This is a genomic window from Aliiroseovarius sp. S1339 (assembly GCF_023195695.1).
GTDB lineage: Bacteria > Pseudomonadota > Alphaproteobacteria > Rhodobacterales > Rhodobacteraceae > Aliiroseovarius.
The window spans coordinates 23,873-49,276 of record NZ_JALPQG010000005.1 but is presented as its reverse complement, the minus strand read 5'-3'; the positions used below and the strand labels follow the sequence as shown (position 1 = coordinate 49,276).

At 58.9% G+C, this 25,404-nt stretch carries 30 protein-coding genes; 21 read left to right on the top strand and 9 right to left on the bottom strand.

The window, feature by feature from the left end:
• The first annotated feature begins 150 nt into the window (after positions 1 to 150).
• On the top strand, positions 151 to 1,101 hold the full coding sequence (locus MUY35_RS08755) for an NAD(P)-dependent oxidoreductase (protein ID WP_248365940.1): 951 nt from the start codon (positions 151 to 153) through the stop codon (positions 1,099 to 1,101).
• On the opposite strand, the gene MUY35_RS08750 is transcribed toward MUY35_RS08755, so the two are convergent.
• Together MUY35_RS08750 and MUY35_RS08745 are read right to left on the bottom strand one after the other, a co-directional pair.
• Positions 1,098 to 2,141 (bottom strand): MBL fold metallo-hydrolase, encoded by a 1,044-nt coding sequence (locus MUY35_RS08750; protein ID WP_248365938.1) that lies wholly within the window; start codon positions 2,139 to 2,141, stop codon positions 1,098 to 1,100. The genes MUY35_RS08755 and MUY35_RS08750 overlap by 4 nt on opposite strands.
• Positions 2,138 to 3,859, bottom strand: a complete 1,722-nt coding sequence (locus tag MUY35_RS08745) for an acyl-CoA dehydrogenase (protein WP_248365936.1) — start codon at positions 3,857 to 3,859, stop codon at positions 2,138 to 2,140. The genes MUY35_RS08750 and MUY35_RS08745 overlap by 4 nt, the downstream gene beginning before the upstream one ends.
• Before the next feature lie 106 nt (positions 3,860 to 3,965).
• Here MUY35_RS08745 and MUY35_RS08740 point away from each other — a divergent pair, with 106 nt between their 5' ends.
• Entirely contained in the window at positions 3,966 to 4,922 is a 957-nt protein-coding gene (locus MUY35_RS08740) for an L-threonylcarbamoyladenylate synthase (protein ID WP_248365935.1), read from the top strand.
• Here MUY35_RS08740 and MUY35_RS08735 read toward each other — a convergent pair.
• The gene (locus tag MUY35_RS08735; protein ID WP_248365933.1) at positions 4,919 to 5,497 is read right to left on the bottom strand and encodes a YqgE/AlgH family protein; all 579 of its coding nucleotides are present in this window, start codon (positions 5,495 to 5,497) and stop codon (positions 4,919 to 4,921) included. The two genes, MUY35_RS08740 and MUY35_RS08735, sit on opposite strands and share 4 nt — an antisense overlap.
• A 106-nt stretch (positions 5,498 to 5,603) precedes the next feature.
• On the opposite strand from MUY35_RS08735, the gene MUY35_RS08730 reads away from it, so the two are divergent.
• From MUY35_RS08730 to MUY35_RS08715, 4 genes are all read left to right on the top strand, one after another.
• Positions 5,604 to 6,431, top strand: coding sequence for a protein-disulfide reductase DsbD domain-containing protein (locus tag MUY35_RS08730; RefSeq protein WP_248365931.1), 828 nt, complete (start codon positions 5,604 to 5,606; stop codon positions 6,429 to 6,431).
• Between the two features lie 177 nt (positions 6,432 to 6,608).
• On the top strand, positions 6,609 to 7,808 hold the full coding sequence (cbiE, locus tag MUY35_RS08725) for a precorrin-6y C5,15-methyltransferase (decarboxylating) subunit CbiE (RefSeq protein ID WP_248365929.1): 1,200 nt from the start codon (positions 6,609 to 6,611) through the stop codon (positions 7,806 to 7,808).
• 72 nt (positions 7,809 to 7,880) lie between these two features.
• On the top strand, positions 7,881 to 9,350 hold the full coding sequence (locus MUY35_RS08720; RefSeq protein WP_248365927.1) for a deoxyribodipyrimidine photo-lyase: 1,470 nt from the start codon (positions 7,881 to 7,883) through the stop codon (positions 9,348 to 9,350).
• Positions 9,351 to 9,448: 98 nt separating this feature from the next.
• Entirely contained in the window at positions 9,449 to 9,802 is a 354-nt protein-coding gene (locus MUY35_RS08715) for a hypothetical protein (protein ID WP_248365926.1), read from the top strand.
• Here the strand turns inward: MUY35_RS08715 and MUY35_RS08710 are convergent.
• Together MUY35_RS08710 and MUY35_RS08705 are read right to left on the bottom strand one after the other, a co-directional pair.
• Positions 9,799 to 10,341, bottom strand: coding sequence for a L,D-transpeptidase (locus MUY35_RS08710; RefSeq protein WP_248365924.1), 543 nt, complete (start codon positions 10,339 to 10,341; stop codon positions 9,799 to 9,801). The two genes, MUY35_RS08715 and MUY35_RS08710, sit on opposite strands and share 4 nt — an antisense overlap.
• An 86-nt stretch (positions 10,342 to 10,427) precedes the next feature.
• Entirely contained in the window at positions 10,428 to 11,600 is a 1,173-nt protein-coding gene (locus MUY35_RS08705) for a PatB family C-S lyase (protein ID WP_248365922.1), read from the bottom strand.
• Positions 11,601 to 11,738: 138 nt separating this feature from the next.
• Between MUY35_RS08705 and def (MUY35_RS08700) the strand changes: the two genes are divergently transcribed.
• Genes def (MUY35_RS08700) through MUY35_RS08680 form a run of 5 tightly spaced genes read left to right on the top strand, consistent with a single transcriptional unit; the run spans position 11,739 to position 14,647 of the window.
• Positions 11,739 to 12,260, top strand: a complete 522-nt coding sequence (gene def / locus MUY35_RS08700; RefSeq protein ID WP_248365909.1) for a peptide deformylase — start codon at positions 11,739 to 11,741, stop codon at positions 12,258 to 12,260.
• Entirely contained in the window at positions 12,257 to 12,754 is a 498-nt protein-coding gene (def, locus tag MUY35_RS08695; protein WP_248365907.1) for a peptide deformylase, read from the top strand. Before def (MUY35_RS08700) ends, def (MUY35_RS08695) begins: the two co-directional genes overlap by 4 nt.
• The gene (fmt, locus tag MUY35_RS08690) at positions 12,751 to 13,650 is read left to right on the top strand and encodes a methionyl-tRNA formyltransferase (RefSeq protein WP_248365892.1); all 900 of its coding nucleotides are present in this window, start codon (positions 12,751 to 12,753) and stop codon (positions 13,648 to 13,650) included. Before def (MUY35_RS08695) ends, fmt begins: the two co-directional genes overlap by 4 nt.
• Positions 13,651 to 13,689: 39 nt before the next feature.
• Positions 13,690 to 13,929, top strand: a complete 240-nt coding sequence (locus MUY35_RS08685) for a GlsB/YeaQ/YmgE family stress response membrane protein (RefSeq protein WP_248365890.1) — start codon at positions 13,690 to 13,692, stop codon at positions 13,927 to 13,929.
• Positions 13,930 to 13,984: 55 nt separating this feature from the next.
• Entirely contained in the window at positions 13,985 to 14,647 is a 663-nt protein-coding gene (locus MUY35_RS08680; protein WP_248365888.1) for a hypothetical protein, read from the top strand.
• Between the two features lie 6 nt (positions 14,648 to 14,653).
• Here MUY35_RS08680 and rnhA read toward each other — a convergent pair whose 3' ends face one another.
• From rnhA to MUY35_RS08660, 4 genes are all read right to left on the bottom strand, one after another.
• The gene (rnhA, locus tag MUY35_RS08675) at positions 14,654 to 15,106 is read right to left on the bottom strand and encodes a ribonuclease HI (RefSeq protein ID WP_248365886.1); all 453 of its coding nucleotides are present in this window, start codon (positions 15,104 to 15,106) and stop codon (positions 14,654 to 14,656) included.
• Positions 15,099 to 15,686, bottom strand: a complete 588-nt coding sequence (locus MUY35_RS08670; protein WP_248365877.1) for a class I SAM-dependent methyltransferase — start codon at positions 15,684 to 15,686, stop codon at positions 15,099 to 15,101. The genes rnhA and MUY35_RS08670 overlap by 8 nt, the downstream gene beginning before the upstream one ends.
• A complete protein-coding gene (gene ispH / locus MUY35_RS08665; protein WP_248365875.1) occupies positions 15,683 to 16,633 on the bottom strand; it encodes a 4-hydroxy-3-methylbut-2-enyl diphosphate reductase in 951 nt (316 codons plus the stop codon). Before ispH ends, MUY35_RS08670 begins: the two co-directional genes overlap by 4 nt.
• Positions 16,634 to 16,763: 130 nt before the next feature.
• Entirely contained in the window at positions 16,764 to 17,324 is a 561-nt protein-coding gene (locus tag MUY35_RS08660) for an NYN domain-containing protein (RefSeq protein WP_248365873.1), read from the bottom strand.
• Positions 17,325 to 17,426: 102 nt separating this feature from the next.
• On the opposite strand from MUY35_RS08660, the gene folK reads away from it, so the two are divergent.
• The 10 genes from folK to MUY35_RS08610 all read left to right on the top strand — a co-directional run bounded on the left by folK (position 17,427) and on the right by MUY35_RS08610 (position 25,369).
• Positions 17,427 to 18,023: a 2-amino-4-hydroxy-6-hydroxymethyldihydropteridine diphosphokinase gene (folK, locus tag MUY35_RS08655; RefSeq protein WP_248365871.1), complete on the top strand. Its 597-nt coding sequence runs from the start codon at positions 17,427 to 17,429 to the stop codon at positions 18,021 to 18,023.
• 84 nt (positions 18,024 to 18,107) lie between these two features.
• Positions 18,108 to 18,464: a DNA-directed RNA polymerase subunit omega gene (gene rpoZ, locus MUY35_RS08650; protein WP_248365863.1), complete on the top strand. Its 357-nt coding sequence runs from the start codon at positions 18,108 to 18,110 to the stop codon at positions 18,462 to 18,464.
• Positions 18,465 to 18,498: 34 nt separating this feature from the next.
• A complete protein-coding gene (locus MUY35_RS08645) occupies positions 18,499 to 20,637 on the top strand; it encodes a bifunctional (p)ppGpp synthetase/guanosine-3',5'-bis(diphosphate) 3'-pyrophosphohydrolase (protein ID WP_248365861.1) in 2,139 nt (712 codons plus the stop codon).
• A gap of 29 nt (positions 20,638 to 20,666) precedes the next feature.
• The gene (locus tag MUY35_RS08640) at positions 20,667 to 21,314 is read left to right on the top strand and encodes a DUF2062 domain-containing protein (protein WP_248365859.1); all 648 of its coding nucleotides are present in this window, start codon (positions 20,667 to 20,669) and stop codon (positions 21,312 to 21,314) included.
• A 43-nt stretch (positions 21,315 to 21,357) separates the two neighbouring features.
• Entirely contained in the window at positions 21,358 to 22,110 is a 753-nt protein-coding gene (locus MUY35_RS08635; RefSeq protein ID WP_248365849.1) for a pyridoxine 5'-phosphate synthase, read from the top strand.
• Positions 22,111 to 22,141: 31 nt separating this feature from the next.
• A complete protein-coding gene (gene acpS / locus MUY35_RS08630; protein WP_248365847.1) occupies positions 22,142 to 22,555 on the top strand; it encodes a holo-ACP synthase in 414 nt (137 codons plus the stop codon).
• Positions 22,556 to 22,663: 108 nt separating this feature from the next.
• Positions 22,664 to 23,443, top strand: a complete 780-nt coding sequence (gene lepB, locus MUY35_RS08625) for a signal peptidase I (RefSeq protein WP_248365845.1) — start codon at positions 22,664 to 22,666, stop codon at positions 23,441 to 23,443.
• Positions 23,440 to 24,126, top strand: coding sequence for a ribonuclease III (rnc, locus tag MUY35_RS08620; RefSeq protein WP_248365843.1), 687 nt, complete (start codon positions 23,440 to 23,442; stop codon positions 24,124 to 24,126). The genes lepB and rnc overlap by 4 nt, the downstream gene beginning before the upstream one ends.
• Positions 24,123 to 25,040, top strand: a complete 918-nt coding sequence (era, locus tag MUY35_RS08615; RefSeq protein ID WP_248365832.1) for a GTPase Era — start codon at positions 24,123 to 24,125, stop codon at positions 25,038 to 25,040. Before rnc ends, era begins: the two co-directional genes overlap by 4 nt.
• Entirely contained in the window at positions 25,037 to 25,369 is a 333-nt protein-coding gene (locus tag MUY35_RS08610; RefSeq protein ID WP_248365822.1) for a DUF1491 family protein, read from the top strand. The genes era and MUY35_RS08610 overlap by 4 nt, the downstream gene beginning before the upstream one ends.
• Positions 25,370 to 25,404 lie beyond the last annotated feature (35 nt).

Below are 25,404 nucleotides of genomic sequence, written 5' to 3'. Positions count from 1 at the left end.
CAATTCACGGGTCTAATAGTGGCACAAGCGCCCCATGGCGTCACGTTGCGATCGCGTGATCGGATGCGTGATGTGCTTGCGAGCGTCGTAAATGGGCGCGCTGGGCCCAAATTGGTCTGCAAAGTTGGGCATGTTAGTGGGGAGGAAAATATGAAAATCGGTTTCGTGGGGTTGGGAAATGTCGGCGGGAAACTGGCGGGCAGTTTGCTGCGCAATGGGAAAGACCTGACGGTTCTGGACCTTAACCCTGATCTTGTTGCTAACTTCGTCGCACGTGGGGCCGGAACGGTGGCCAACCCTGCTGAGCTGATGCGCGCGTGCGACGTGGTGATCACATGCCTTCCGTCCCCCGCAGCTTCGGACGCGGTGGTCAGTCAGATGTTGGAGGAGGTTCGGGCTGGCAAAATCTGGTTGGAAATGTCCACCACCGATGAAGCCGAGGTCATACGTCTGGGCGAAGAGGTCATCGCGCGTGGCGGCGATGCTGTCGACTGCCCCGTGTCGGGCGGATGTCATCGCGCAGACACCGGCAACATCTCGATCTTCGCGGGCTGTGAGCGCGCGACGTTTGAGCGGGTGCTGCCGCTTTTGACCACGATGGGGCGGCGTGTTCTGCATACGGGCGAACTGGGTTCGGCCTCGGTCCTGAAGGTTATGACCAACTATCTTGCGACCGCCAACCTGCTGACCTGTTGCGAGGCATTGGTGACGATGAAAGCTGCCGGGCTTGATCTTGCGACGACCTATGAGGCGATCAAGATCTCATCTGGCACGTCATTTGTGCATGAAACGGAAAGCCAAGTGATTCTGAACGGTTCACGCGATATTTCCTTCACCATGGACTTGGTGAAGAAGGACATCGGCTTGTTTCAGGCGATTGCTGATCGGGCAGGCGTGCCGCTCGAAATATCACCCTTGATGGTCGAGATTTTCAATGACGGCATCGCGCGCTTTGGCGAACGTGCGCGGTCAGACGACATCATCCGCAGGCTGGAAGAGGCGACCGGGCTGGACATCACCGCCCCCGGCTTTCCCGCCGAGATGGTGGATGATGAGCCAGAGGAGCCGGGATACGAAGTGCTGCCGCGCGGGCGCAGCTAAGCCTTCTGCCACAGCCATGCACCATCGTCACGACGGGTGCGTGTGACGCGCCCTTCGTGCAGCAGGTGGTTCAGGTGGCCCACTGCTTCGACCAATGCCAGCCCGTATTCACCACCCGATATCTCGCGCTTGAACAGCGGGGGGAAACAGTCGCCGGCCACGTGGGGATCGGCCAGAAAGGCTTCCAACCGGTCCAGCGCGTTGTGGTGATTGGTGATCAACTGGCGCATTCGGGTGGGCAGGCCGGTGAAGGGCAGTTTGTGGCCCGGCAAGACGAGTTGGTCCGGGGTCGCATATTGCGACAGGCGTTCGCAGGCTTCCAGCCAGTCACCGACCGGGTCGGCCTCGGGCTCAGTCGCATAGACGCCAAGGTTAGGGCTGATCGTGGCCAGAAGCTGGTCGCCACCTATCACCAGCGCGCCATCCGTCGACCAGAGTGTCGCGTGTTCCGGCGCGTGACCGTTGCCAATCCGCACATCCCATTCGCGCCCGCCAAAATGAAGGCGACTGCCTTCTTTGATGCGTATAAAGCCCAAGGGCATGTCGGCTACGATGTCGGCATAGTTGAAGGGGCGTTCGGTGAGCCGCTTTTCATAGACGTCAGGGGCCATGCCCGCCGCGCGCCAATAAGCCAGCGTTTCGTCCACTGGCACCATTTGCTCGTCCAGCAGCAGCATCCGCGCAAACAGCCATGCGGTGCGCGTGGTCACCAGCTCGGCCCCGTGGTCGCGTTGCAACCACCCGGCCAGCCCGACGTGATCGGGGTGATGATGGGTCACGATCACCCGCGCGATGGGCTCGCCCCCCAACGGTCCCGCCAACAGCTTTTCCCAGATGCGGCGGGTTCGTCTGCTGTCAAAACCAGTATCGACAATCGTCCAGCCCTCGGGGTCTTCGAAGGCAAAGACGTTGACGTGGTCCAGCGCCATCGGCAGCGGTAGGCGCATCCAAAGGACGCCCTTAGCGACCTCAACCGCTTCGCCCTCGCCGGGAATGTCCGGGAAGGGAAAAGCCAGCGGCGCGCTAGGTTTGGTGGTCACGATGCCAAATCTTCCGGGCTAAGGGCATAGAGCCCCGCAGCCCCGGTGCGCGCCTGCGCGAAGTGTGCGGTGTGCTCGGGCAACAGCCGGTTGATGTGGAAACGGGCAAGCTCTGAACGCGGCCCCTTGCCACCCTCGGCAATCGCGGCGCGCAAGTGGTAATGCGCGCCAAGAACACGTGCAAAGCCCATCAGGAACGGGACGGCACCGGCGAAACGGTCTTGCATGTCGGATTGTTCGACCATCCATTCGGTGGTTTCGCGCAGGTCTTCTGCGGCCGACCAAACAGCTTCGGACATGTTGGGGAAATCGGCGCGGGCAGCTTCGGCCTGCGTCTCGATCTCATCCAGCAGGCGGAAGGCGGCCTCGCCCCCGTCCATCATCTTGCGACCGACAAGGTCCATTGCCTGAATGCCGTTCGTGCCTTCGTAAATCGCGGTGACACGTACGTCGCGGGAATGTTGGGCTGCGCCGGTTTCTTCGATAAATCCCATGCCGCCATGCACCTGCACGCCCAGATGGCTAACAAGCATTCCAACCTCGGTGCCGTAGGCCTTGACGATTGGCGTCAGAAGGGCGGCACGCGCCTTCCATTCCTCGTCGCCCGTCGCATGCGCCATATCTATCGCAAGCGCCAACGACATCGCCATAGACCGCGCCGCGAATAGCTCGGTTCGCATTTGCGTCAACATGCGCCGCACGTCGGCGAAGTCGATGATTGCGCCAGTGCCCGCCTCTCCCAAAGGTGTACGGCCCTGTTTGCGCTCCATCGCATATGCCAACGCTTCCTGATATGCACGTTCGCCTACTGCATAACCCTGCACGCCCACGCCCATGCGGGCATTGTTCATCATGGTGAACATTGCGGCCATGCCTTTATGCGGCTCGCCGACCATCCAGCCCTTTGCGCCCTCAAATGACATGACGGCGGTGGGGCTGCCGTGCAGGCCCATCTTATGCTCAAGACTGACGACCCGCAGGCTATTTGCTTCGCCCGGATTGCCATCGGCATCGGGGATAAACTTTGGGACAAGAAATAGACTGATGCCCTTTGTGCCCGGTGCGCCATCGGGCAGACGGGCCAGCACCAAGTGGCAGACATTCCCGGTGATGTCGTTGTCTCCCCACGAAATGAATATTTTCTGGCCTGTGACCGAATAAGTGCCATCGCCATTGTCTTCGGCTTTTGACGACAGCGCGCCCACATCTGACCCGGCTTGCGATTCGGTCAGGTTCATTGTGCCGGCCCATTCACCGCTGATTAGCTTGGGCAGATACAGGTCTTTCAGCGTGTCCGAGGCGTGGTGTTCCAGCGCCTCAATCTGGCCTTGCGTCATCAAAGGGCACAATTGCAGCGACAGGCAGCTTGCCGACATCATGTCGTTCACCGCTGTTTGCAGGGTCAGGGGTAAGCCCATCCCACCATATTCAGGGTCCGCCGCCATGCCGATCCACCCACCTTCCGCGATTGCCTTGTAGCCATCCGCAAAGCCGGGTGACGTGCGCACGACGCCATTTTCAAGCACAGCCGGGGTCAGGTCGCCATTGCGGTTCAGGGGGGCAAGGATATCTTCGCACATCTTGCCAGCTTCGGTCAGAACCGCCATCGCAACATCCGGGGTGGCGTCGGCAAACCGCTCGGTTTCGGGCAGCTGATCATAGCCGATGACGTGGTCAAACAGGAACTGAAAATCGTCGGTTGTCGCGCGGTAGGTCATAATCGGTCCTCGGCAAATCTCTTGGCATCTGGGCAATAGGCCATTAACTGGGCCGTTAATCCTCTTTACTGAAGGTCAGTGGGACGGCAAAGGAAAACGCAGCGTCATGAGTGCGGACGGCTTGGATACGGAAATTCTATCGGCGGACATAGCCGGTGTCGCGGGGGCCGCAGAGCTTTTGCGGGCAGGCGCGCTTGTGTCCTTCCCGACCGAGACGGTTTATGGCCTTGGCGCTGACGCCACGAATGACCACGCTGTTGCGCGGATATTCGACGCCAAAGGGCGCCCCCATTTCAACCCGCTGATCGTCCATGTGCCGTCGCTGGAGGCGGTTTCTGAAATCGCAGTGCTGAGTGGCCCAGCCCTTGATTTGGCGCAGGCATTTTGGCCGGGGCCGCTGACCCTCGTTCTGCCATTGAAGCCCGGTGGCCCTTTGTCGGCGCTTGTATCAGCTGGCCTGCCAACCGTGGCCGTCCGCGTGCCAGCCCACCCGTTGGCGCAGAAACTGCTGGAGGCTGCAGGTATTCCCGTCGCTGCGCCGTCTGCCAATCCGTCGGGACGCATCAGCCCGTCCACTGCGCAGCACGTTCTGGACGGTCTGTCCGGTCGGATCGCGGCGGTGCTGGACGGTGGCCCGTGCGAGGTCGGGTTGGAAAGCACGATCGTCGGGTTCGACCCCGCCCCGGTCCTGTTGCGCCCCGGCGGCCTGCCGGTCGAAGCCCTCGAAGCCGCGCTGGGCGGCGCGATTGCCGTCCGGCAAGCCAGCGCAGGCATCACAGCGCCCGGTCAATTGTCCTCGCATTATGCGCCAAACGCGCAAATGCGTCTGAACGCCGATGAAGCGAGGCCGGGTGAACGTCTGCTGGGGTTTGGCCATGTTGAGGCTGATCTGAACCTGTCGCCGTCCGGCGATCTGGTCGAAGCGGCGGCAAATCTGTTTCGGTATCTGCACCAGTTGGACATCGAAGGCGACGCCCCGATTGCGGTGTCGCCCATTCCTGATCACGGGATGGGGCGGGCGATCAATGATCGTTTGCGGCGGGCCGCGGCGCCACGCAACTAGGCGTGACCGCCTTGCGCGGACAAGAGCAGCGGATCGACACCAAGCTTTGCCAGCGCCGCCTTCCATTTTCCGTCACTGTCGTCGGAAAAGACGATGGCTTGCTCTGCGTCACATGTCAGCCAGGCGTTTTGCTGGATTTCCGCTTCAAGCTGGCCGGGCGACCAACCGGCATAGCCAAGCGCGGCCAACGTATTCGCCGGGCCAACGCCGTTTGCCATAGCCTCAAGAATATCGCGCGTCGCGGTCATTGAAAACGCGTCATCGACCTTAAGGGTCGAGGCGTCGTTGTCATATTCGCCGGAATGCAGGACGAACCCGCGCGCGCCTTCGACGGGGCCGCCGAAAAACACGTCCGTCGCTTTGGTCATCGAACCCGCCTCGATATCGAGTTGCGTCAGGATATCACCCAGTGACACTTCGGGGGCAGGCTTGTTGATAATCAGCCCCATCGCACCTTCCGGCGAATGGGCGCACATGAAGACGACGGAATGTTCAAACCGCGGATCGCCCATGCCGGGCATCGCGATCAGAAGCTTGCCGCTTAGGTCCATTGATATGTTGTCGGTTGCACTCATACCCTCAGCAAAGCGCCGCATGTCGCGAAAGGCAAGCAGTGAATGGTAACGTTGACTCCCTTAAATGTGATTTCACATTGGTCGCCCCCCGCTTATGTATCATTGCATGAGTATTAAGACCGCCATATCCGCCGCCCTGATCGGGCTTGCGACCCTTGCCGCGCCCGCGCAGTCTGGCAGCGGTATGCCGCCAGCAGCCGATGATGTCGTCAAGATCGACGTTTTACCCGGTTGGCGGGATGCATCTGGGAACCATATGGCGGCCCTGCGGTTTCGTCTTGCCGACGGTTGGAAAACCTATTGGCGTGCGCCCGGCGAGGCGGGTATCCCGCCCAGCCTGAACTGGAAGGGCTCGGGCAATCTGGCCGGGGTCAAATTCCACTGGCCCACCCCCGAGGTGTTTCTGACAAGCGGCATGCAGACCATCGGTTATTCGCACGAGCTGGTGTTGCCCATGACGCTTGTTCCCAAACAGGAAGGCCAACCCATCACGTTGAAGGGCAACGTTAATTTGGGGGTTTGTCTGGATGTGTGCATGCCGATGGACGCCAAAATTTCGGTAACCTTGGCACCGCAGGCAAGCGGCGCACAAGCGCCGATCAAGCGCGCCTTGCGTCAGCGCCCCGACACCGCGAAAGAGGCCGGTTTGCGCCGTGCCGTTTGCGACGTTGAACCGATTGCGGACGGGCTGCGCGTCACCGTGAAGATCGACATGCCTAAGGTGGGTGCGAACGAGGTTGTGGTGGTCGAAACCGCCGACCCATCGGTCTGGGTGTCAGAGATTTCCACATCGCGCAGCGCAGGCGCATTGACCACCGTCGCCGAACTTGTCCCCAGCACCAGCAAGCCCTTCTTGCTGAATCGCTCTGATCTGCGCATGACCGTGTTGGCCGAAGGCCGCGGCGTTGATATTCGCGGCTGCACCGGAAGCTAATCATCCCAACGACGGTTTTTCACCGCCTGTCTGATGGTCGCCAACGCGCGCCATCCTTCAGCCTTTGGCGTTGCGACCACGCCATGCTCTGAATATACGGATCACTGACAAAGCCCATCGGGCCAGAGCGATTGGCTGCCGTCAATATGCTGGCTGCAGGACTGCCGGAGGAAAAGCATGACCACCCCTTGGCTTCACATCGTCGGCATAGGTGAAGATGGCATCGCGGGCCTGACCCCTGCCACTCGCGCAGTCGTTGATGCCGCCGAGGTGATCGTTGGTGGTGCGCGCCATCATGATTTTATCGAAGGCGACGCGGAGTTGCTGGCGTGGCCCTCGCCCTTCAACAGCCTGATCGACGAACTCACCCAGCGCGCGGGCAAGCGCGTGGTGATGTTGGCGACGGGTGATCCGCTTTGGTTTTCAGTTGGCGCAAAGATCGGGCGTCATATCGACCCGGCGCAGATTGTCTATCACCCGCAAGTGGGCGCGTTCCAACTGGCCGCTGCACGGATGGGCTGGTCGATGGCGGATCTGGAAACGCTGACCGTTCATGGGCGGCCCGTTGAGCAGATGATCGCCTTCATCCAACCCGATGTACGGCTTTTGATCCTGACCACAGGCGCAGAAACGCCCGAACAGATCGCGCGGTTTTTGACCGAGCGCGGCTTTGGCAAATCCCGTATGACAGTGCTGGCCCATATGGGTGGCAAGGACGAGGCGCGCTTTGACGGTGTTGCCGAAAGCTGGGACCATGATGTGCCCGAGTTCAATACCCTCGCGGTCGAATGCATTGCCGCCCCCGACGCCGCCCTTCTGCCGCGTGTGCCGGGCCTTGCAGACACGTTGTTTCAAAGCGACGACACCATGACCAGGCAAGAAATCCGTGCGATCACCTTGGCCAAGCTGATGCCGATGCGCGGCGCGCTGTTGTGGGACATCGGTACAGGCTGCGGATCTGTTGCCATCGAGTGGATGCGCGGCGCGCGCTATGCTCGTGCCATTGGGATCGAACCGCGGGCCGACAGGCGCGCCATGGCAGCCGCAAACGCCTTGGCGCTGGGCGTGCCAAAGCTTGACCTTGTGGACGGCGAAGTGCCAGCCGCGCTTGGCGGTTTGGAGGCGCCAGACGCGATTTTTATCGGCGGCGGGTTGTCTGAGGCTGTGTTTGACGCGGCTTGGACCGAGCTGAAGCCTTTGGGGCGCTTGGTGGTGAATGCGGTGACGCCCGAATGCCAAACGCTTTTGATCTCCCTGCATCAAAAACACGGCGGCCAGCTTGTGAAGCTGACAGTCGAACGCGCCGAGCCGTTTGGGTCCGATCAGAGATGGAAGCCGATGCAACCCGTCACGCAATGGAGCCTGATCAAGCGCTGACCCGAAAGATGATCCAAAGATGGCCGCGCGACGTATCTGACCCATGACCCAGACCCAGCCCAAGGATATGCGATGACCGACACTAGAGGTTCTGCCGCGGTACTGTTGTTTCGCGATGACCTGCGTTTGTCGGATCATCAAGCGCTGACAGCGGCAGTGCAGGCGGGACATCGTGTGACCTGCGCCTTCATCCACGACGCAAACGCGCCTTATCCGCCCGGTGGTGCGCGTCGCTGGTGGTTGCATCATGCGTTGGCGGCGTTGTCCCACCAGATTTCCGCGCGAGGTGGGCAATTGGTCCTTCGATCCGGGTCCGCGGCCAAGGCGCTTGCCGATTTGATAACGGAAACCGGCGCGCGCGATGTGTATTGGAGCAGGCGTTACACCCCGGACGAGGTTGCGGCGGACACAGCACTCAAGGCCGAATTGGCAGCGCAGGGCTGCACGGTGCACAGCCATGCCGGACGTTACCTGTTGGAACCGTGGCAGGTTGCGACGAAAGCAGGCACTCCGTTTCGTGTGTTTACACCGTTCTGGCGGGCGTGCCGCGAGCGGATCAGGGCAACAGGTCTTGGCGACCCTCTGCCAGCACCTGACGCCATTCGGTTTACCAACGCTTTGCCGTCAGAGGTGCTGGAAGGTTTCGATCTTCTTCCTGCATCCCCGAACTGGGCCGTGGGCTTCGATCCGGTGTGGCAACCGGGCGAAGACGGGGCGATGGCGCGTTTGGATGCGTTCTTCGACGAAGGCGCAAACGGGTATGCCGAAGGGCGCGACTTTCCTGCACAGCCACATACCTCGCGCCTGTCGCCTTACCTGCAATCAGGCAATATCAGCCCGCGTCAGGTCTGGGCCACCTTAGAGCGGGCCGAGATGTTGGGGCAAATGTCGGGTCGTGACGCCGAAAAATTTCGCGCCGAGCTTGGCTGGCGCGATTTCGCAGCACACCTGCTTTTTCACAACCAAAATCTGGTCGATACCGAATTTCAGCCCAAATTCCGCGCCTTCCCTTGGCAATATGACCAACCAGCGCTGACGGCGTGGCAACGCGGCCAGACCGGATATCCGATTGTCGATGCGGGGATGCGAGAGCTTTGGCAGACAGGTTACATGCACAACCGCGTCCGCATGGTTGTGGCGTCCTTTTTGGTAAAGCATCTGCGCATCGACTGGCGGGCCGGGCGCGACTGGTTTTGGGACACACTTGTTGACGGCGACCTTGCATCGAACGCGGCCAGTTGGCAGTGGGTGGCGGGCTGCGGGGCAGACGCCGCACCCTACTTTCGCGTCTTCAACCCAATGACGCAGGCGAAGAAATTCGACTTGGGCGGGGACTACATCCGTCAGTTTGTGCCGGAAATTGCCAAACTGCCAGACCGCTATCTTGCCGCCCCGTGGGAGGCACCAGCGGATGTGCGCAGCAAGGCCGGCGTTGAAATTGGCAAGACATATCCAGCCCCAATGGTCGATCACGCCACGGCGCGCCGCGCCGCATTGGATGCGTTTGAAAGCCTGCCCAACCAAGGTGGCGGCGAGACCTGAAACGGACTGACGGGCCGGGGCGCAATCCCACTCAACCCCAAAGCTTTACTTGACCGTTACCTATTCCATGCCATCATGGCGTGGGTTTGGAGGGGAATATGCTGGAGTTTTTACCAAAAGAGGTGCGCGAGGGACTGGAAGCTGCGCGCAAGAAAGACCTTAAAAAGAAAAGCCGACTGCGCATTCGTGTGAATGAAGAAGTCTTCCCGGTGCTCGATTTTTGGGAGTCGGGATTCGCTCTTGATGCCGAACGCGCCCCGCATCTGCGCGGCCTTGTCGATCTCTATGATGGCTCACGCCACCTGTATCAGTGCCTGATCATCGCGTCAGATGAAGAAGATGGGCAGATGAAATACGATTTCAAACGCAAGGCAGAGGCGCATGACCGCGCCCCGTTGGATTTTGCCCGCGAAGAAACCGCACCTGTCGCTCTGATCGAAGGTCAGGGTTAAGGCCTGATCTCCACTTCGGTTCCAATTGGTGTAACCGCCCAAAGCTCTTCGATTTCCTCGTTCGACAAGGCGATGCACCCTTCGGTCCAGTCTCGGTCCATTAATGCCGCGTTTTGCAAGTTGTTTGGCTGGCCGTGAATGAAGATGTCGCCGCCGGGATCAGAGCCGTCCAGTTTCGCGCGCGCGATGTCTTGTGGCAGGGGGTAGTTGATGCCCAGCGACAAATGGAACGCACTTTCGTCGTTGCGTCGGTCAATCTTGAAAACACCCTCAGGCGTTTTGCCGTCGCCTTGGATCAGCTTGTCCCCGTCGGTCGCAAAGCCAAGTGCGACCTTATAGGTGCGCAGGGCCTTGCCGCGCTGCAACACCGTCAGTGTGCGCTGGGACTTTTCGATCACGATGCGGTCGATCTGACCGCTAATCGGCTCAAGCGTCGGTGGCGGGGCGGGCGGCGCATAGCGATCCCACAACAACATTCCCACGGCCCCGATAATCAGAAGCAGCGAAAGTCGTAACAAAAAGCGCAGGAAGCTATGCATTCCGCGTCTTTGATACTATTCATGCGGGCATTCAAGCGCGATCCGCGTCTGCGAATTCGGTTCGGCGAAGGTCTGCCGGTTGGGGTTTATTGAAGGTCGCTAAAGGCGTTTTTCATGCGCGCGACAGCCTCTTCAACCCGCGCGCCTTGGGTGGCAAGATTGAAGCGCTGGAAGCCGTCGCCGCCCGTGCCGAAACCGGGACCGGGGCTGACGGCGATCTTGGCGTCATCCCGAATGCGCGCGGTCACCTCATCATGCGACATGCCGGTGGCCGAGAAATCGACCCATGCCAGATAGGTGGCTTGCAGCGGCATCGAGGTGACGCCCGGAATGCTTGTGATCCCTTCGTCAAAGATCTTTTTGTTATGCGCCAGATGCGTCATCTGCTGGTCGACCCATATCGCGCCATCGGGCGAATAGGCTGCGGTGATCATCGCGACCGCCAACATGCCGGGCGCATAGTCCAGCGTGCGAAGCCGTTTGCGCATGGCTGCCCTTAACTTGGCATCTGGGATAATCATATTGCCGGTGCGTTGACCCGCGATGTTAAAGGTCTTTGATGGCGCCGTCAGCGCCACCAATCGCGGCAAAACATCCGGCACGGCGACAGCGGTTGGGTGAAAAGCATTGCCGGGATAGACTAAGTCGTGATGAATTTCGTCGGACACCAGCAACAGGTCGTTGCGGTCCGCGAAATTCGCCACTGCGCGCAGTTCTTCGTCAGTCCAGATGCGGCCCGATGGGTTGTGCGGTGAACACCACAAGATCATCTTTTCGTTTCCGGTCAGGCGCGCCTGCGCGTCATCCAAATCAAGCTCGTAACGGTCGCCGTTCAGAACAAGCGGGCATTCGACCACCTTACGTCCGTTCTTGCCAATCTTCGCGGCGAATTCGTGATAGACGGGTGTGAAGATCACGACCCCATCGCCGGGATCCGTCCAGACATCCAGGCACAAGGCAATCGCGTTGCCCAACCCTTGGCTGGTCAGCACCCATTCCGGGTCTACATCCCAGCCGTGCCGGGTTGTCATCCACCACGCGACGGCGTTCAGGTAATCCGGGTGCTCCCACGAATACCCGAAAATACCCAAGTCCGCCGCCTGTTTCACCGCGTCGATCACGCAAGGGGCGGTGGGATAGTCGCTGTCGGCGGTCCACATGGCCAGCCCGTCTTTTGGCGACACACCAAACAGAGCCTCCATCTTGTCCCACTTTGACGACTTGGTGCCGCGACGGTCGATGATCTGATCGAAATTCATATTGTTTCCTTCTTTGCGGCACGGTAGCGGTTTGGACGTCAGGTGCAAGTCGTACGGCTGTCTTTCTGGCGGGCGGATTCAAGGCTTCGCAGCGCGGCAACCATTGCGCAGCGGCCACCCATACCCTAAATCGACCGCATGAGCATTAAACCTATCCTCCTTCACCCCGATCCGCGGCTCAAGAAAGTGGCCGAGGCGGTGCCCGATCTGTCTGACGACCTGCGCAAACTGGCCGATGACATGTTGGAAACCATGTATGACGCGCCGGGTATCGGACTGGCCGCGCCGCAGCTGGGTGTCCTGACGCGGTTGATCGTAATGGACTGCGTGCGTGACGACAGCGAGCCGCCGCAACCCATGATCATGTTCAACCCCGAGGTCATCCTGTCCTCAGACGACCTGAACACCTACGAGGAAGGCTGCCTGTCCATCCCCGAACAATTCGCCGAAGTCACGCGGCCAAAAGAGGTTGCCGTGCGTTGGATTGATCGCGACGGCAATGTGCAGGAGCGTGATTTTGACGGGCTCTGGGCAACCTGTGTGCAGCACGAGATTGACCACCTGAACGGCAAGCTTTTCATCGATTATCTGAAACCGCTGAAGCGCCAGATGATCACTCGCAAAATGCAGAAGTTAAAACGAGAACTGGCGCGAATGTGACCCACCGCCCGTATCTGAAATATCCGCATAAATGCTTGCGCACAGCGGCGAGCCCTGTCGACACTGTCACCGATGAAACCCGTGCCATTTGGGATGAGATGATTGAGGCGATGGACGCCATGCCCGGAGTCGGGCTCGCGGCCCCTCAATTGGGGATTATGCTGCGACTGGCTGTGGTGGATGCATCCGACGAACGCGGCAAGGCTGTGCGCATGGCGAACCCGGAAATTCTGCACCGCTCGATTGAGTTTCGCGACCACGAAGAAGCCAGCCCAAACCTTCCCGGCGTCTCGGCGGTGATCAGTCGTCCGCGCGCCGTCACGGTGCGGTTTCTGAACGACAGCGGCGTTGAGGAAGAGAAAGATTTTGTCGGCATCTGGGCGACCTCGGTTCAACATCAGATCGACCATCTGAATGGGCGGATGTATTTTGACCACCTCTCGAAGATGAAGCGGGACATGTTGATGAAGAAGGCAAGGAAGCTGGCGCGATGAGACTTGTTTTCATGGGCTCGCCCGAGTTCTCGGTTCCGGTATTGGAGGCGCTGGTTGACGCCGGTCACGATATCGCCGCCGTCTATTGCCAGCCGCCGCGCCCAGCGGGTCGCGGAAAGAAGCCCCGCCCCGGTCCCGTCCATGCCCGTGCGGTCGAATTGGGGTTGGACGTGCGCCACCCTGTGTCATTGAAAAGTGTTGATGAACAAGAAGCGTTCGCCGCGCTGAATGCCGACGTTGCTGTGGTGGTGGCCTATGGCTTGATCCTGCCGCAAGCGATCCTAGATGCGCCCAAGCATGGTTGCCTGAATATCCATGCGTCTTTGCTGCCGCGCTGGCGTGGGGCGGCACCAATTCATCGCGCGATCATGACGGGTGATAGTGAAACTGGCGCGTGCATCATGCAGATGGAGGCTGGACTTGATACCGGTCCTGTTTTGCTGCGCGAAGCCACGCCAATCGGCGCCGAAGAAACCACCGCCCAACTGCATGACCGACTGTCCGCAATGGGTGCGCGCCTGATCGTCGACGCTCTTGATCGCTTGTCCAAACTGACGCCTGAGCCGCAGCCGGACGAGGGCGTCACCTACGCCCATAAGATCGACAAATCTGAGGCGCAGATCGACTGGACCCTCCCCGCGGTCAAGGTTGATCGTCTGATCCGTGGGCTTTCGCCCTTTCCGGGTGCGAAATGTGAGATGGCGGGCGAACAGGTGAAGCTGTTGGCTTCGCGTGTGACAGACGGGACTGGTGCGCCGGGTCAGGTGCTTGAGGGCTTGGTGATCGCCTGTGGAACTGGCGCGATAAAGGTGCTGCGCGCCCAACGCCCCGGTAAACGCGCGATGGAGGCCGGCGATTTCCTGCGGGGGTTCGATATGCCCGATAAGGTGCGATAGAGCCTTACATTCCGGGCCAATGCCCCCCATATTCAGAACATGTCCATTATAATGTTGATCATCTTTGGTGCTGCCGCCGGGTTTCTAGCGACCCGGATCATGGATTTGCGCACTGATGTGCCAACCACCATCGCCATTGGCGTCGCTGGCGCGCTGATTGGCGGGTTCGTGCTGCAGTTCATCGCAATGATCGGCGGGCTTGCCTTTGGCTTTGTCGGCGCACTTGTGGGCGCAATTTTTCTGATTTGGGTGTGGCAGCGATACAGCGGACGCTCCTGATACTGGGCGTCGCGGATTAATCATTGATTAACCAATCACGACGAAGCTTGCGGGTATGGCGACTCGGCTTCTTATCCTTGCTCTGACATTGCTTTTAGCGACCGGCGACGTCGCCCTCGCGGGTGCCTGGCCACGCGAAGAAGGCGAGGCGTTTGTGTCAGCACAGGTGCGCCAAGATGCAGATACGCTGGACGATCTGCCGGTGATCAACCTGTATGGCGAATACGGTTTGACTGGTCGTTGGACGGTTGGGGCCAAGCTGGATTATGCCCTTGCAAGTGAAGACATCACGCATGTGAAAGCCTTCGGCCGCTGGCATATGCAGAACGACGGCGGGTCTTGGCAAAAAGCGATTAGCCTGAGTGTAGAAGGGACCGAGGAGGATCCCTATGTCTCGCCCGCGATACATCTGGGCCGTGGATTTGACACAGCGTTTGGCCCCGGTTGGCTGGATGTTGAGGTCAGCGCCAGTGTGTCCATCTTGGACGCGGATGTTGACCTTGGTGGGTTCGCGTTGGTCGGGCTGAAACCGCACCCGCGTTTGATGACGATGATGGCTTTGGATGTCACCCCGATAAATTCTGGAACGCAGGTGAACGTGATCCCGTCGGTCGCATGGCAATACAAGCAGGGCAAACATTTACAGCTTGAATGGACCCACGCATTGGATGGCATCATCAAAGACGAGGTGGCGGCAGGCATTTGGTTGGAGTTTTAAGGCAAGCTAGCCCTTGAACGGCTCCATCCCTGCACGGGCCAGTTCGTCCGCCCGCTCGTTCTCTGGATGACCGGCGTGGCCTTTGACCCATTCCCACGTCACGTGGTGACGCGCTTGGGCTTCGTCCAGACGTTGCCAAAGCTCGACGTTCTTCACCGGTTTTTTCGACGAGGTTCGCCACCCGTTGCGTTTCCATCCGTGAATCCACCCGGTGACGCCGTTTTTCACATAAGCGCTGTCAGTGATCACGGTGATCGCGCAGGGCTTTCCAAGCGTTTCCAGCGCCATGATTGCGGCCATCAACTCCATCTGGTTGTTGGTCGTCTCGGCCGCGCCGCCCTTGAGCTTGCGTTCTTTGATCACTGCGCCACCTTCGTGGGCTTGCAGTAAAGCGCCCCAGCCACCGGGGCCGGGATTGCCCGAACAGGCGCCGTCTGTGTATGCAAAGAACTCAGCCATGTGCCAATACCACCATCCAGTCTGAAATCGTTCCTTCCAACCCGCGCCCCGCACCAAGCGTGCGAGATTGCAGGATAAACCCGCAGCGCGTCAGCGCTGTCTCGAGCTCATCCTGCTGGTAGTAGCTATAGAAGCGTCCCAACCGGTCGCGGCCCTCGCCTTTACCCAGTTTCATGCCGATATGAAAGAGCCCGCCGGGGCGAAGTGCGGTATGCAGTTGGACAAGGGTTGGCTCCAACGCGGCGCGGGGCAAATGCAGCAAGCTGAAATTGGCCCAGATGCCGTCGTAAGCGTCAATCGCATCTATATCCGCGAACAGGGCTTGCCGGGCGGTGACCCCATTGGCGCGCGCCCGTTCCACCATAGCAGAGGACCCATCGACCGCATCAACAGTATGCCCCGCAGCTTGCATCTCCACAGACGACAATCCGGGGCCACATCCAAGATCAAGCACATGCGCGTTGGCAGGCAGGTGGCCAAGAAACGCCCGCAGACCCGGCGACGACTTCTCAGCCACGCGTGTTTCATAGGCACCAGCCTCGGTGTTATAGACGGCCAGAGTCTCACGGTCTTCGGTCATGCTGTTTCGCGCAGAACGCGTGGCACCTTGAATTCGATATCTTCCTTGGCGGTTTCGACGCGTTCAACGGTGACGTCGAAACGGTCGCGGAAGGCGTCGACGACCTCGTCCACCAGAACCTGCGGGGCGGACGCCCCTGCGGTCAAGCCGACTGTCTTGATGCCGTCTATGGCACGCCAGTCGATCTCGGTCGCGCGCTGCACAAGCATGGCGTATGCGCAGCCATTGGCGCGCGCCACTTCGACCAGCCGACGTGAATTCGAGCTGTTGGGCGCGCCGATCACCAGCAGTGCATCGACCTTGGGCGCCACGGCCTTCACAGCCTCTTGCCGGTTCGTGGTCGCGTAACAGATGTCTTCTTTGTGCGGCCCGACGATTTGGGGGAAACGCGCGCGCAAAGCTTCGACCACACCTGCAGTGTCATCCACGGAAAGGGTTGTTTGGGTGATGTAAGCCAGTTGCGCAGGGTCGCGGGGGGCCAGGGTGGCAACGTCGTCTGCGGTTTCAACCAACAGAACCTCGCCATCGGGTAATTGCCCCATCGTGCCGATGGTTTCGGGGTGACCCGCGTGGCCGATCATGACCATTTGCAGGCCGTTCTGGTGGTGGCGTTCAGCCTCGATATGAACCTTGGACACCAACGGGCAGGTCGCATCGACAAAAACCATCTCGCGACGATTAGCTTCTGCAGGTACGGCTTTGGCAACGCCGTGGGCCGAAAAGATGACCGGGCGATCATCGGGGCATTCGTCGAGTTCCTCGACAAACACCGCGCCCTTGGCACGCAGCCCGTCGACGACAAACTTGTTATGCACAATTTCGTGGCGCACATAGATCGGTGGGCCCCATTTTTCGATCGCCATTTCGACGATCTTGATGGCGCGATCGACCCCGGCACAGAAACCGTTAGGGGCGGCAAGATAAAGCGTGAGAGCAGGCTTGGTCATGGCATCCTCCGATGCGGGGATGGGTACGCATTTTGCGCGCCAAGGTCCAGTGCGAAGCGGACTTGAACACGCAAACGTAAAAAGGCCGAGAACGAATCCCGGCCCTTTTGGTTCACTTTGAGTGGCGGTATTATTCTTCAGTCCGCTCGGGACGATCAAATTCGCGCGGCGGGCGACCGATCACATCCTTCAGCTCTTCCAGCTCAATGAAGTTGTCGGCCTGGCGGCGCAATTCGTCGGCGATCATCGGAGGTTGGCTGCGGATGGTCGACACGACCGACACACGCACGCCCTGACGTTGCAGCGATTCGACCAGAGGGCGGAAATCGCCGTCACCCGAAAACAGAACCGCGTGGTCGATATGGGGTGCAAGTTCCAGCGCGTCCACGGCGAGTTCGATATCCATGTTGCCTTTAACTTTGCGACGCCCCATCGAGTCGGTGTATTCCTTGGCCGGCTTGGTCACCATCGAAAAGCCGTTATAGTTCAGCCAGTCCACCAGCGGGCGGATTGGCGAATACTCCTCGTTCTCAAGAAGGGCAGTGTAATAGAAAGCCCGGAGCAGTTTGCCCCGTCGCATGAACTCCTGACGGAGAAGTTTGTAGTCGATGTCAAAACCAAGCGATTTGGCGGCCGCGTAAAGGTTTGAACCATCGATGAACAGCGCAAGCCGTTCGTCTCGGTAGAACATAATAATTTCCTTTCCAATTCGCTTCGCCGAATAATCCCGTGAGTGGTATTTAAGAAATTAACCAACGAACAAACATAAATCGCAATCTAGGGAACCAGTGTCGTGCCGCAAGCAATTAATTTGCAATCAACCTGTCCAAAAGTGCTGGTTTCGTTAGGAAGTAACGCTACGTCATCGTTAGGAGAATCGGAAAAAATAATACACGACGCAATTGAATACCTGACGGAACAGGGTTTGAGAATCACTAAATCCAGTAGGTATTATAGCACGCCTTGTTTTCCGGTTGGTGCCGGACCCGATTTTGTGAATGCAGCGATCAATGTTGATACTGATTTGCCGCCAGAGGACCTGTTATCTGCTCTGCACGGGGTTGAAGCTCACTTCGGGCGCGAGCGTCCGTCGCGCTGGGCACCGCGTACGTTGGACCTTGACCTGATCGCGTATGGCGACTCAGTTTTGCCTAACAAATCTGTGTTGTCGCATTGGATGGATTTGCCACTGGATGACCAAAAAGAGGTGGCGCCAGATCAACTGATTCTGCCGCATCCGCGTATGCATGAACGTGCTTTCGTGCTGATTCCCCTCGCTGATATTGCCCCCGACTGGTGCCATCCGATCTTAGGCAAGACCGTGCAGGAATTGGTCAACGACCTGCCTGACGCAGAAAAAAAGGACATTAAGCCCTATTTGACCCCCTGATCCGTTCTTGTTTTTGCTTGTATCTGCGCGGCAACGGCCCTAGATAAGCGTTTCAAATCCCCTTGCAAGGAATGGAGTTTGATCATGGCCCGCGTGACGGTTGAAGATTGCGTAGACAAAGTACCGAACCGATTCGAGCTTGTAATGCTCGCATCGCACCGTGCCCGCGAGATTTCGGCAGGCGGCCAAATTACCGTGGACCGCGACAACGACAAGAACCCCGTCGTCGCGCTGCGCGAAATTGCAGATGAAACGCAGACCGCTGATGAATTGCGCGAGCGCATGATCGAAAGCAACCAGACTCAGATCGAAGTTGACGAGCCTGAAGAAGACAGCATGGCGCTGTTGATGGGTGCCGAAGCCGCTGACAAGCCGGCTGACGATGATCTGTCTGAAGAAAAGCTTTTGCGTGCACTGATGGAAGCGCAAGGTCAGGGTTAAACGGATCTAAGATCCCCGCGGGGTGGCGGACCGGATGAACGACCTTCCAGATCTTGACCTTGATCTTGACGGGCTGATCGAACGGATTCGCCGCTACAATCCTAAATCCAGCGGCAAACTGCTTCGCGCGGCGTATGAATACGGCGCGCGCATGCATGATGGCCAGACCCGCCATTCGGGCGAGCCGTATTTCACGCATCCCTTTGCTGTCGCAGAAATTCTTGCGGATATGCGACTGGATGACGCCACGATCATTACAGCCCTGTTGCACGACACGATCGAAGACACCCGGTCCACCTATACCGAAGTGACCGAGCTGTTTGGGATTGAGATCGCAGAGCTGGTCGATGGCGTCACCAAACTGACCAATCTTCAGCTCAGCTCGTCCGAGACCAAGCAGGCGGAGAATTTCCGCAAGCTGTTCATGGCAATGTCTAAAGATTTGCGCGTGATTTTGGTGAAGCTTGCCGACCGCCTTCACAACATGCGCACGATCCGCGCGATGCGTCCTGACAAGCAGGTTCAGAAAGCGCGCGAGACAATGGATATCTATGCCCCGCTTGCGGGCCGGATGGGTATGCAATGGATGCGCGAAGAACTGGAAGACCTCGCCTTTCATGTGCTGAACCCGGAAGGTCGCAACTCGATCATGCGGCGGTTCTTGCGGCTTCAGAAAGAAAGCGGCGATGTGATCGAGAAGATTACAAGCGACATCCGGCTGGAATTGGACAAGGCGGACATCACAGCCGAAGCCTATGGCCGCGCGAAGAAACCGTATTCGATCTGGCGCAAGATGCAGGAAAAAGACCAGAGCTTTTCGCGGCTGTCCGACACATACGGCTTTCGTATCATCACAGAAAGCGAGGCTGATTGTTACCGGGTGTTGGGTGTGATCCACCAGCGGTGGCGCGCCATTCCTGGGCGGTTCAAGGATTATATCAGCCAGCCGAAATCCAACGGCTATCGGTCGATCCACACCACGGTTTCTGGCCGGGATGGCAAGCGGGTCGAAGTTCAAATTCGCACCCGTGAAATGCACGATGTAGCTGAGGCAGGTGTCGCAGCGCATTGGTCTTACAGGGACGGCGTGCGTGCCGAGAACCCGTTTGCCGTTGATCCTGCGAAATGGATTTCGTCCCTGACCGAACGGTTTGAGGCAGCCGAGGATCACGATGAATTTCTAGAGCATGTGAAGCTCGAAATGTATCAGGATCAGGTTTTCTGTTTTACCCCCAATGGCGAAGTTGTGAAGCTTCCGCGCGGGGCTACGCCGCTGGATTTTGCCTATGCGATCCACACGCGCATTGGTGACAGTTGCGTTGGGGCAAAGGTTGACGGCATCCGCGTGCCGTTGTGGACCCGGGTCAAGAACGGCCAGTCGGTCGAGATCATGACAGCCGAGGGCCAAAGCCCGCAGGCCACGTGGATCGACATTGTCGTGACCGGTCGTGCCAAGGCGGCCATTCGGAAAAGCCTGCGCGGCGTCGATCGCGAACGATTCGTGCGGCTGGGCCGGGAACTTGCGCGTGTCGCGTTCGAACATGTTGGGCGCAAGGCAACAGACAAAGCTCTTGCGACGGCAGCAAAGCAGCTGCGTCTGGAAAATGTAGAGGAACTGTTGGCGCGCATGGGATCAGCAGAGTTGCAGGCCCGCGATGTGGTGGCGGCACTCTATCCCGAAAGCGTCGAGGCCGAGGATGAGATTGACGGTGACTCGGTTGTGGTCGGTCTTGAAACCGGGCAGGATTTCGCCCGCGCACAATGCTGCCAACCGGTGCCGGGTGAACGGATTGTCGGGATTACCTATCGCGGCAAGGGCGTCATGGTGCACACCATTGATTGCGACGCGCTTGCGGATCTGGCCGAAGACAGCGCCCGCTGGGTCGATCTTCACTGGCATTCCGGGCAGCACCCGCCGATCCACACCGTTAGTATCGAGCTGACCATTTCCAACGACGCTGGGGTGTTGGGGCGAATTTGTTCATTGATTGGCGAGCAAAAGGCCAATATCTCGGATTTGAAGTTCCTAGATCGAAAACCTGATTTTTACCGCCTTCTTGTTGATGTCGATTTGCGCGATATTGAACATCTGCATGCCATTATGCTGACATTAGAAGCCGATAGTGACGTTGCCGAGGTTCACCGACACAGGGACATCGACCGTAAACCGTAACCGCCATTGTTGGCCGAAAGGGATCACCCGTGTTCAAGAGAAATCCGCGCTCATACCTGCGTACTATTGCGGAATTTTTCTACCCACGCGGCGGGTGGTATCGCGCATCGCGCTATGTGATCTATCGTGTTAGACGCTTGCCGGACCCGGCGCACCGTATCTCGCGCGGGATTGCGGCAGGGATATTCGCCTCGTTCACACCGTTTTACGGGCTGCATTTTCTAACTGCCGCTATCCTGTCCTGGACTATACGTGGCAACGTTCTGGCCTCTTTGCTGGCGACATTTATCGGCAATCCGCTGACATTTCCCCTGATTGCCGAGATTTCGGTCAATCTGGGCAATGCGATGTTGGGCCAGCCGTCCAGTGTCCACCTTCCTGAAATCATTTCGCAATTCGCCGCTGCGACGACGGACTTTTGGTCAAACATTAAAGCGCCCTTCACAGGCGGGGTTGTGGATTGGACCAATCTTTCCGAGTTCTATGATCGCGTATTCCTTCCCTATCTGGTGGGGTGTCTCTTTCCCGGCATTGTTGCAGCGACAATTGGTTACGCTCTGTCAAACCCTGTCATCCATGCCTATCAGCGTCGTCGTATCAAGAAGCTGAAAGAGCGATATGAAAAACGACTTAGGGCTGCGCGAGACGAGGCTGGCGAAGCGCAGAAAAAAACGTAAGACTTGGCGCGTCGACATATTGCGAGCAACGAAGGGACGCGACATGATCAATCAGACCGCCAAATTGCGACTGGGCATAAATATTGACCACGTCGCAACGGTGCGCAATGCGCGCGGATCGGCATACCCTGACCCAGTTCGTGCCGCAAAGCTGGCCGAAGCAGCCGGAGCCGACGGCATCACCGCCCATCTTCGTGAAGATCGTCGCCATATTCTGGATGATGACATCGAACGGCTGGTCGCAGAATTGACAACACCGCTGAATTTTGAATGCGCTGCGACCGAAGAAATGCTGGCCATCGCGTTGCGTCACAAACCCCATGCGGTTTGTCTTGTGCCCGAAAAGCGTGAAGAACTGACCACAGAAGGCGGCTTGGAAGTGGCGCGTCAGGACAACAAGCTGGCCGAGTTCATCGCCCCGCTGCGCGACGCCGGGTGTCGTGTGTCGCTGTTCATTGCCGCAGATCCTGAACAAATCAAAGCCTCTGCCCGCATCGGCGCGGCGGTGGTTGAACTGCATACGGGCGCTTATTGCGATCTTCACGCCGAGGGTCGGTTTGACGAACGAGACGCAGAACTTGAGCGTCTGCGTGACGGCGCGACGCTCGCCCATTCGTTGGGGCTAGAGGTGCACGCGGGCCACGGTATCACCTACGACACGGTTGCCCCTATCGCCGCGATGCCCGAGGTGGTCGAGTTGAACATCGGCCACTTCCTGATTGGCGAAGCGATCTTTCGTGGCCTTCCCGAGGTCATCGCCGACATGCGCCACTTGATGGACGAGGCGCGGGGATGACACCGCCACCGCGCCTGTTTCGGAGGTCCGTATGATCCTTGGCATCGGCACCGATCTTGCAAATATCGACCGGATCGCGGGTACGCTTGACCGGTTTGGCGACCGGTTTCGCAATCGTGTGTTTACCGAGATTGAGCTGGCAAAAGCCGCGCGCCGCAAAGACGAGGCGGGAACATTGGCAAAGCGCTGGGCGGCGAAAGAGGCATGCTCAAAAGCGTTGGGAACCGGGCTTGCCATGGGGATCAGCTGGCGTGATATGGCCGTCAGCAATATGCGCACGGGCCAACCCGTGATGGCCGTCACCGGATGGGCCGCCGAACGTCTGGCCAAGATGACACCCGCCGGGCACGAAGCCATCATTCACGTTACCCTGACCGATGATCACCCTTGGGCGCAGGCATTTGTGGTGATCGAAGCGCGGCCCATCGAAAACGTGCCCACATAAGGGCCATATGCCCTGCCAAACTTGACACTTCCCCCACATCCGCCCATATCGCCACACATCCCCAATGGGCCGGCAAAGATCGGTCCGACCAAAGAGGCAGACGTAATAATGGCTGAAAAGAAACAAGAGGGCATCTTAGAGACGATCAAGACGATCTTCTGGGCGCTTATCATCGCGGGCGTATTCCGCACGTTGTTTTTCCAGCCCTTCTGGATTCCCACAGGATCAATGAAGGATACGCTTCTGATCGGCGATTTCCTGTTTGTGAACAAAATGGCCTATGGCTATTCGCGCCATTCCTGCCCGTTCTCGTCTTGCCCTATTTCGGGCCGCCTGTTCGGGTCAGAACCAGAACGCGGCGATGTTGTTGTGTTCCGGCATGCAACCCTTGGCACCGACTATGTCAAACGCCTGATCGGCCTGCCCGGCGACAAATTACAGGTCAAGGACGGTATCCTGTTCATCAATGGCGAAGAGGCCAAGCAAACACCCAACGGCACGTTTGAAGAGATTAAGCAGGCGCAGGGCCGGTTTGCGACCTTCCCCCAATGCGCCAACAGCCCCGTTGGCGAAGGCGGCAACTGTATCAAAGAAAAATCCGTTGAGACATTGCCCAACGGCGTCACCCATTCTGTCCTGAACGTACGCAACACGCGCCTGGACAACACCAACGTGTTCACCGTTCCGGCAGGCGAATACTTCTTCATGGGTGACAACCGAGACAATTCGACCGATAGCCGCGTTAGCCCGAATGCAGGCGGCGTGGGCTTCGTGCCTGCCGAATACCTTCTGGGCCGCGCCGACCGCATCATGTTTTCGGCAGCGGGGAAGCGGTTATTCTATTTCTGGACATGGCGCTCTGACCGGTTCTTCAAGGCGATCGAGTGAAGCTGTCCAGCGATCTTCAGGCCTTTCAAGGCCGCATCGGGTATGAGTTCAAAGACCCCGAGCTGTTGATCCGCGCGCTGACCCACGGCTCGTTCTCGTCTGCAACCCGACCTGACAACCAACGGCTGGAGTTTCTGGGCGACCGCGTGCTGGGTCTGGTGATGTCCGAAAAGCTTTTGCGCGATGATCGGGAGGCGCCCGAAGGCACGCTTGCGCCGCGCTATAACGCGCTGGTGCGCAAAGAAGCCTGCGCAGATGTCGCGCGTCAGATTGATCTTGGCGACGTGCTGAAGTTGGGCCGGTCCGAGATGAAGACCGGCGGGCGGCGCAAGCTGGCCTTGTTGGGCGACGCGATGGAGGCCGTCATTGCGGCGGTCTATCTGGATGGCGGGCTGCAAGCGGCGCGAACAATGATATTGTCGCTCTGGGGTGACCGCATCGACAAGGTTGAAGATGATGCGCGCGACCCCAAGACCGCGTTGCAGGAATGGGCGCAGGCGCGCAAAATGCCGCCACCGGAATATGTCGAAACCGGCCGCGAAGGCCCTGACCACGCGCCGATGTTTACAATCACAGCCAAGCTGTCCAATGGACGGTCGGCCGAAACCAAGGCCAATTCAAAACGCGCCGCCGAACAAGCGGCCGCCCGCGCGCTGCTGAAGCAGCTGGAGAGCAAGAAATGACAGATCAACCGCAACGTGCCGGTTTCGTCGCCCTGATCGGTGAACCCAATGCCGGGAAATCGACGTTGACGAACTATATGGTGGGGGCCAAGGTCTCGATCGTGACGCATAAGGTGCAAACCACGCGGGCGCGCATTCGTGGTGTGGCCGTCGAAGGTAATTCGCAGATTGTTTTCGTCGACACGCCGGGCCTGTTCCAGCCGCGTCGCCGTCTGGACCGCGCGATGGTTGCCGCCGCGTGGGGCGGGGCTGCGGATGCGGACATTACCGTCTTGCTGGTCGAAGCCCATCGCGGCGTGACCGAAGGCGTGAAGCGCATCCTTGAGGGGCTGGAAGATATCGGCAAAGGCCGCACCGTCGCGCTGGCGATCAACAAGATCGACAAGGTGAAGGCCGAGGTGTTGCTGGCCTTGGCGAAGGATTTGAACGAGCGTTATAACTTTGCCGAAACCTTCATGATCTCTGCCGAAAAGGGCCATGGCGTGGCTGCGCTTCGCACTTGGCTTGCAGAACGCCTGCCCAAGGGACCGTGGCTGTATCCAGAGGATCAGATCGCCGACCTGCCTATGCGCATGATCGCCGCCGAAATGACCCGCGAAAAGCTGACCCTGCGACTGCATCAGGAATTGCCCTATCAACTGACCGTTGAGACCGAGAACTGGGAAGAACGCAAAGACGGCTCTGCCCGTGTGGATCAGATCATCTATGTTGCCCGCGACGGTCATAAGGGCATTATCCTGGGCAAGAAGGGCGAGACGATCAAAGCCGTCAGCCAATCCGCCCGCGCCGAGTTGGAGGAGTTCATGGGTCGCAAAATCCACCTGTTCCTGCAGGTGAAGGTGCGCCCGAACTGGTTGGATGAAAAAGAGCGTTATTCAGAAATGGGCCTTGATTTCAAGGACGGGAACGCTTGACGCGACTGACCGCAGAACTTTGGGTTGCCGCCTATCTGACGCGGTTGCGCCTGTCTGATATCCCGGTATTCATTACCCAAAAGGGTGACGCCACTGCCGGGGCTGTCTTGGTGAAAATGAACACGCTGGACGGGCAAGCCGTCGCGTATCAACGCAGCTTTGATTTGATGACCGGGGACCGCCGTTGGGTCGCTCTCGCTGATGGGGTCGAGGCCGATGTTGACGCGGCATTGACCCGACAGAAAAGTTTCGATCCGGATGTGTGGGTGATTGAAGTCGAAGACCGTGAAGGGCGCCACCTGTTGGATGAGCCGGGGCTATCTGACTAGCACCATTGCCAAACCTGTATCGAAGGCTAGTCTGA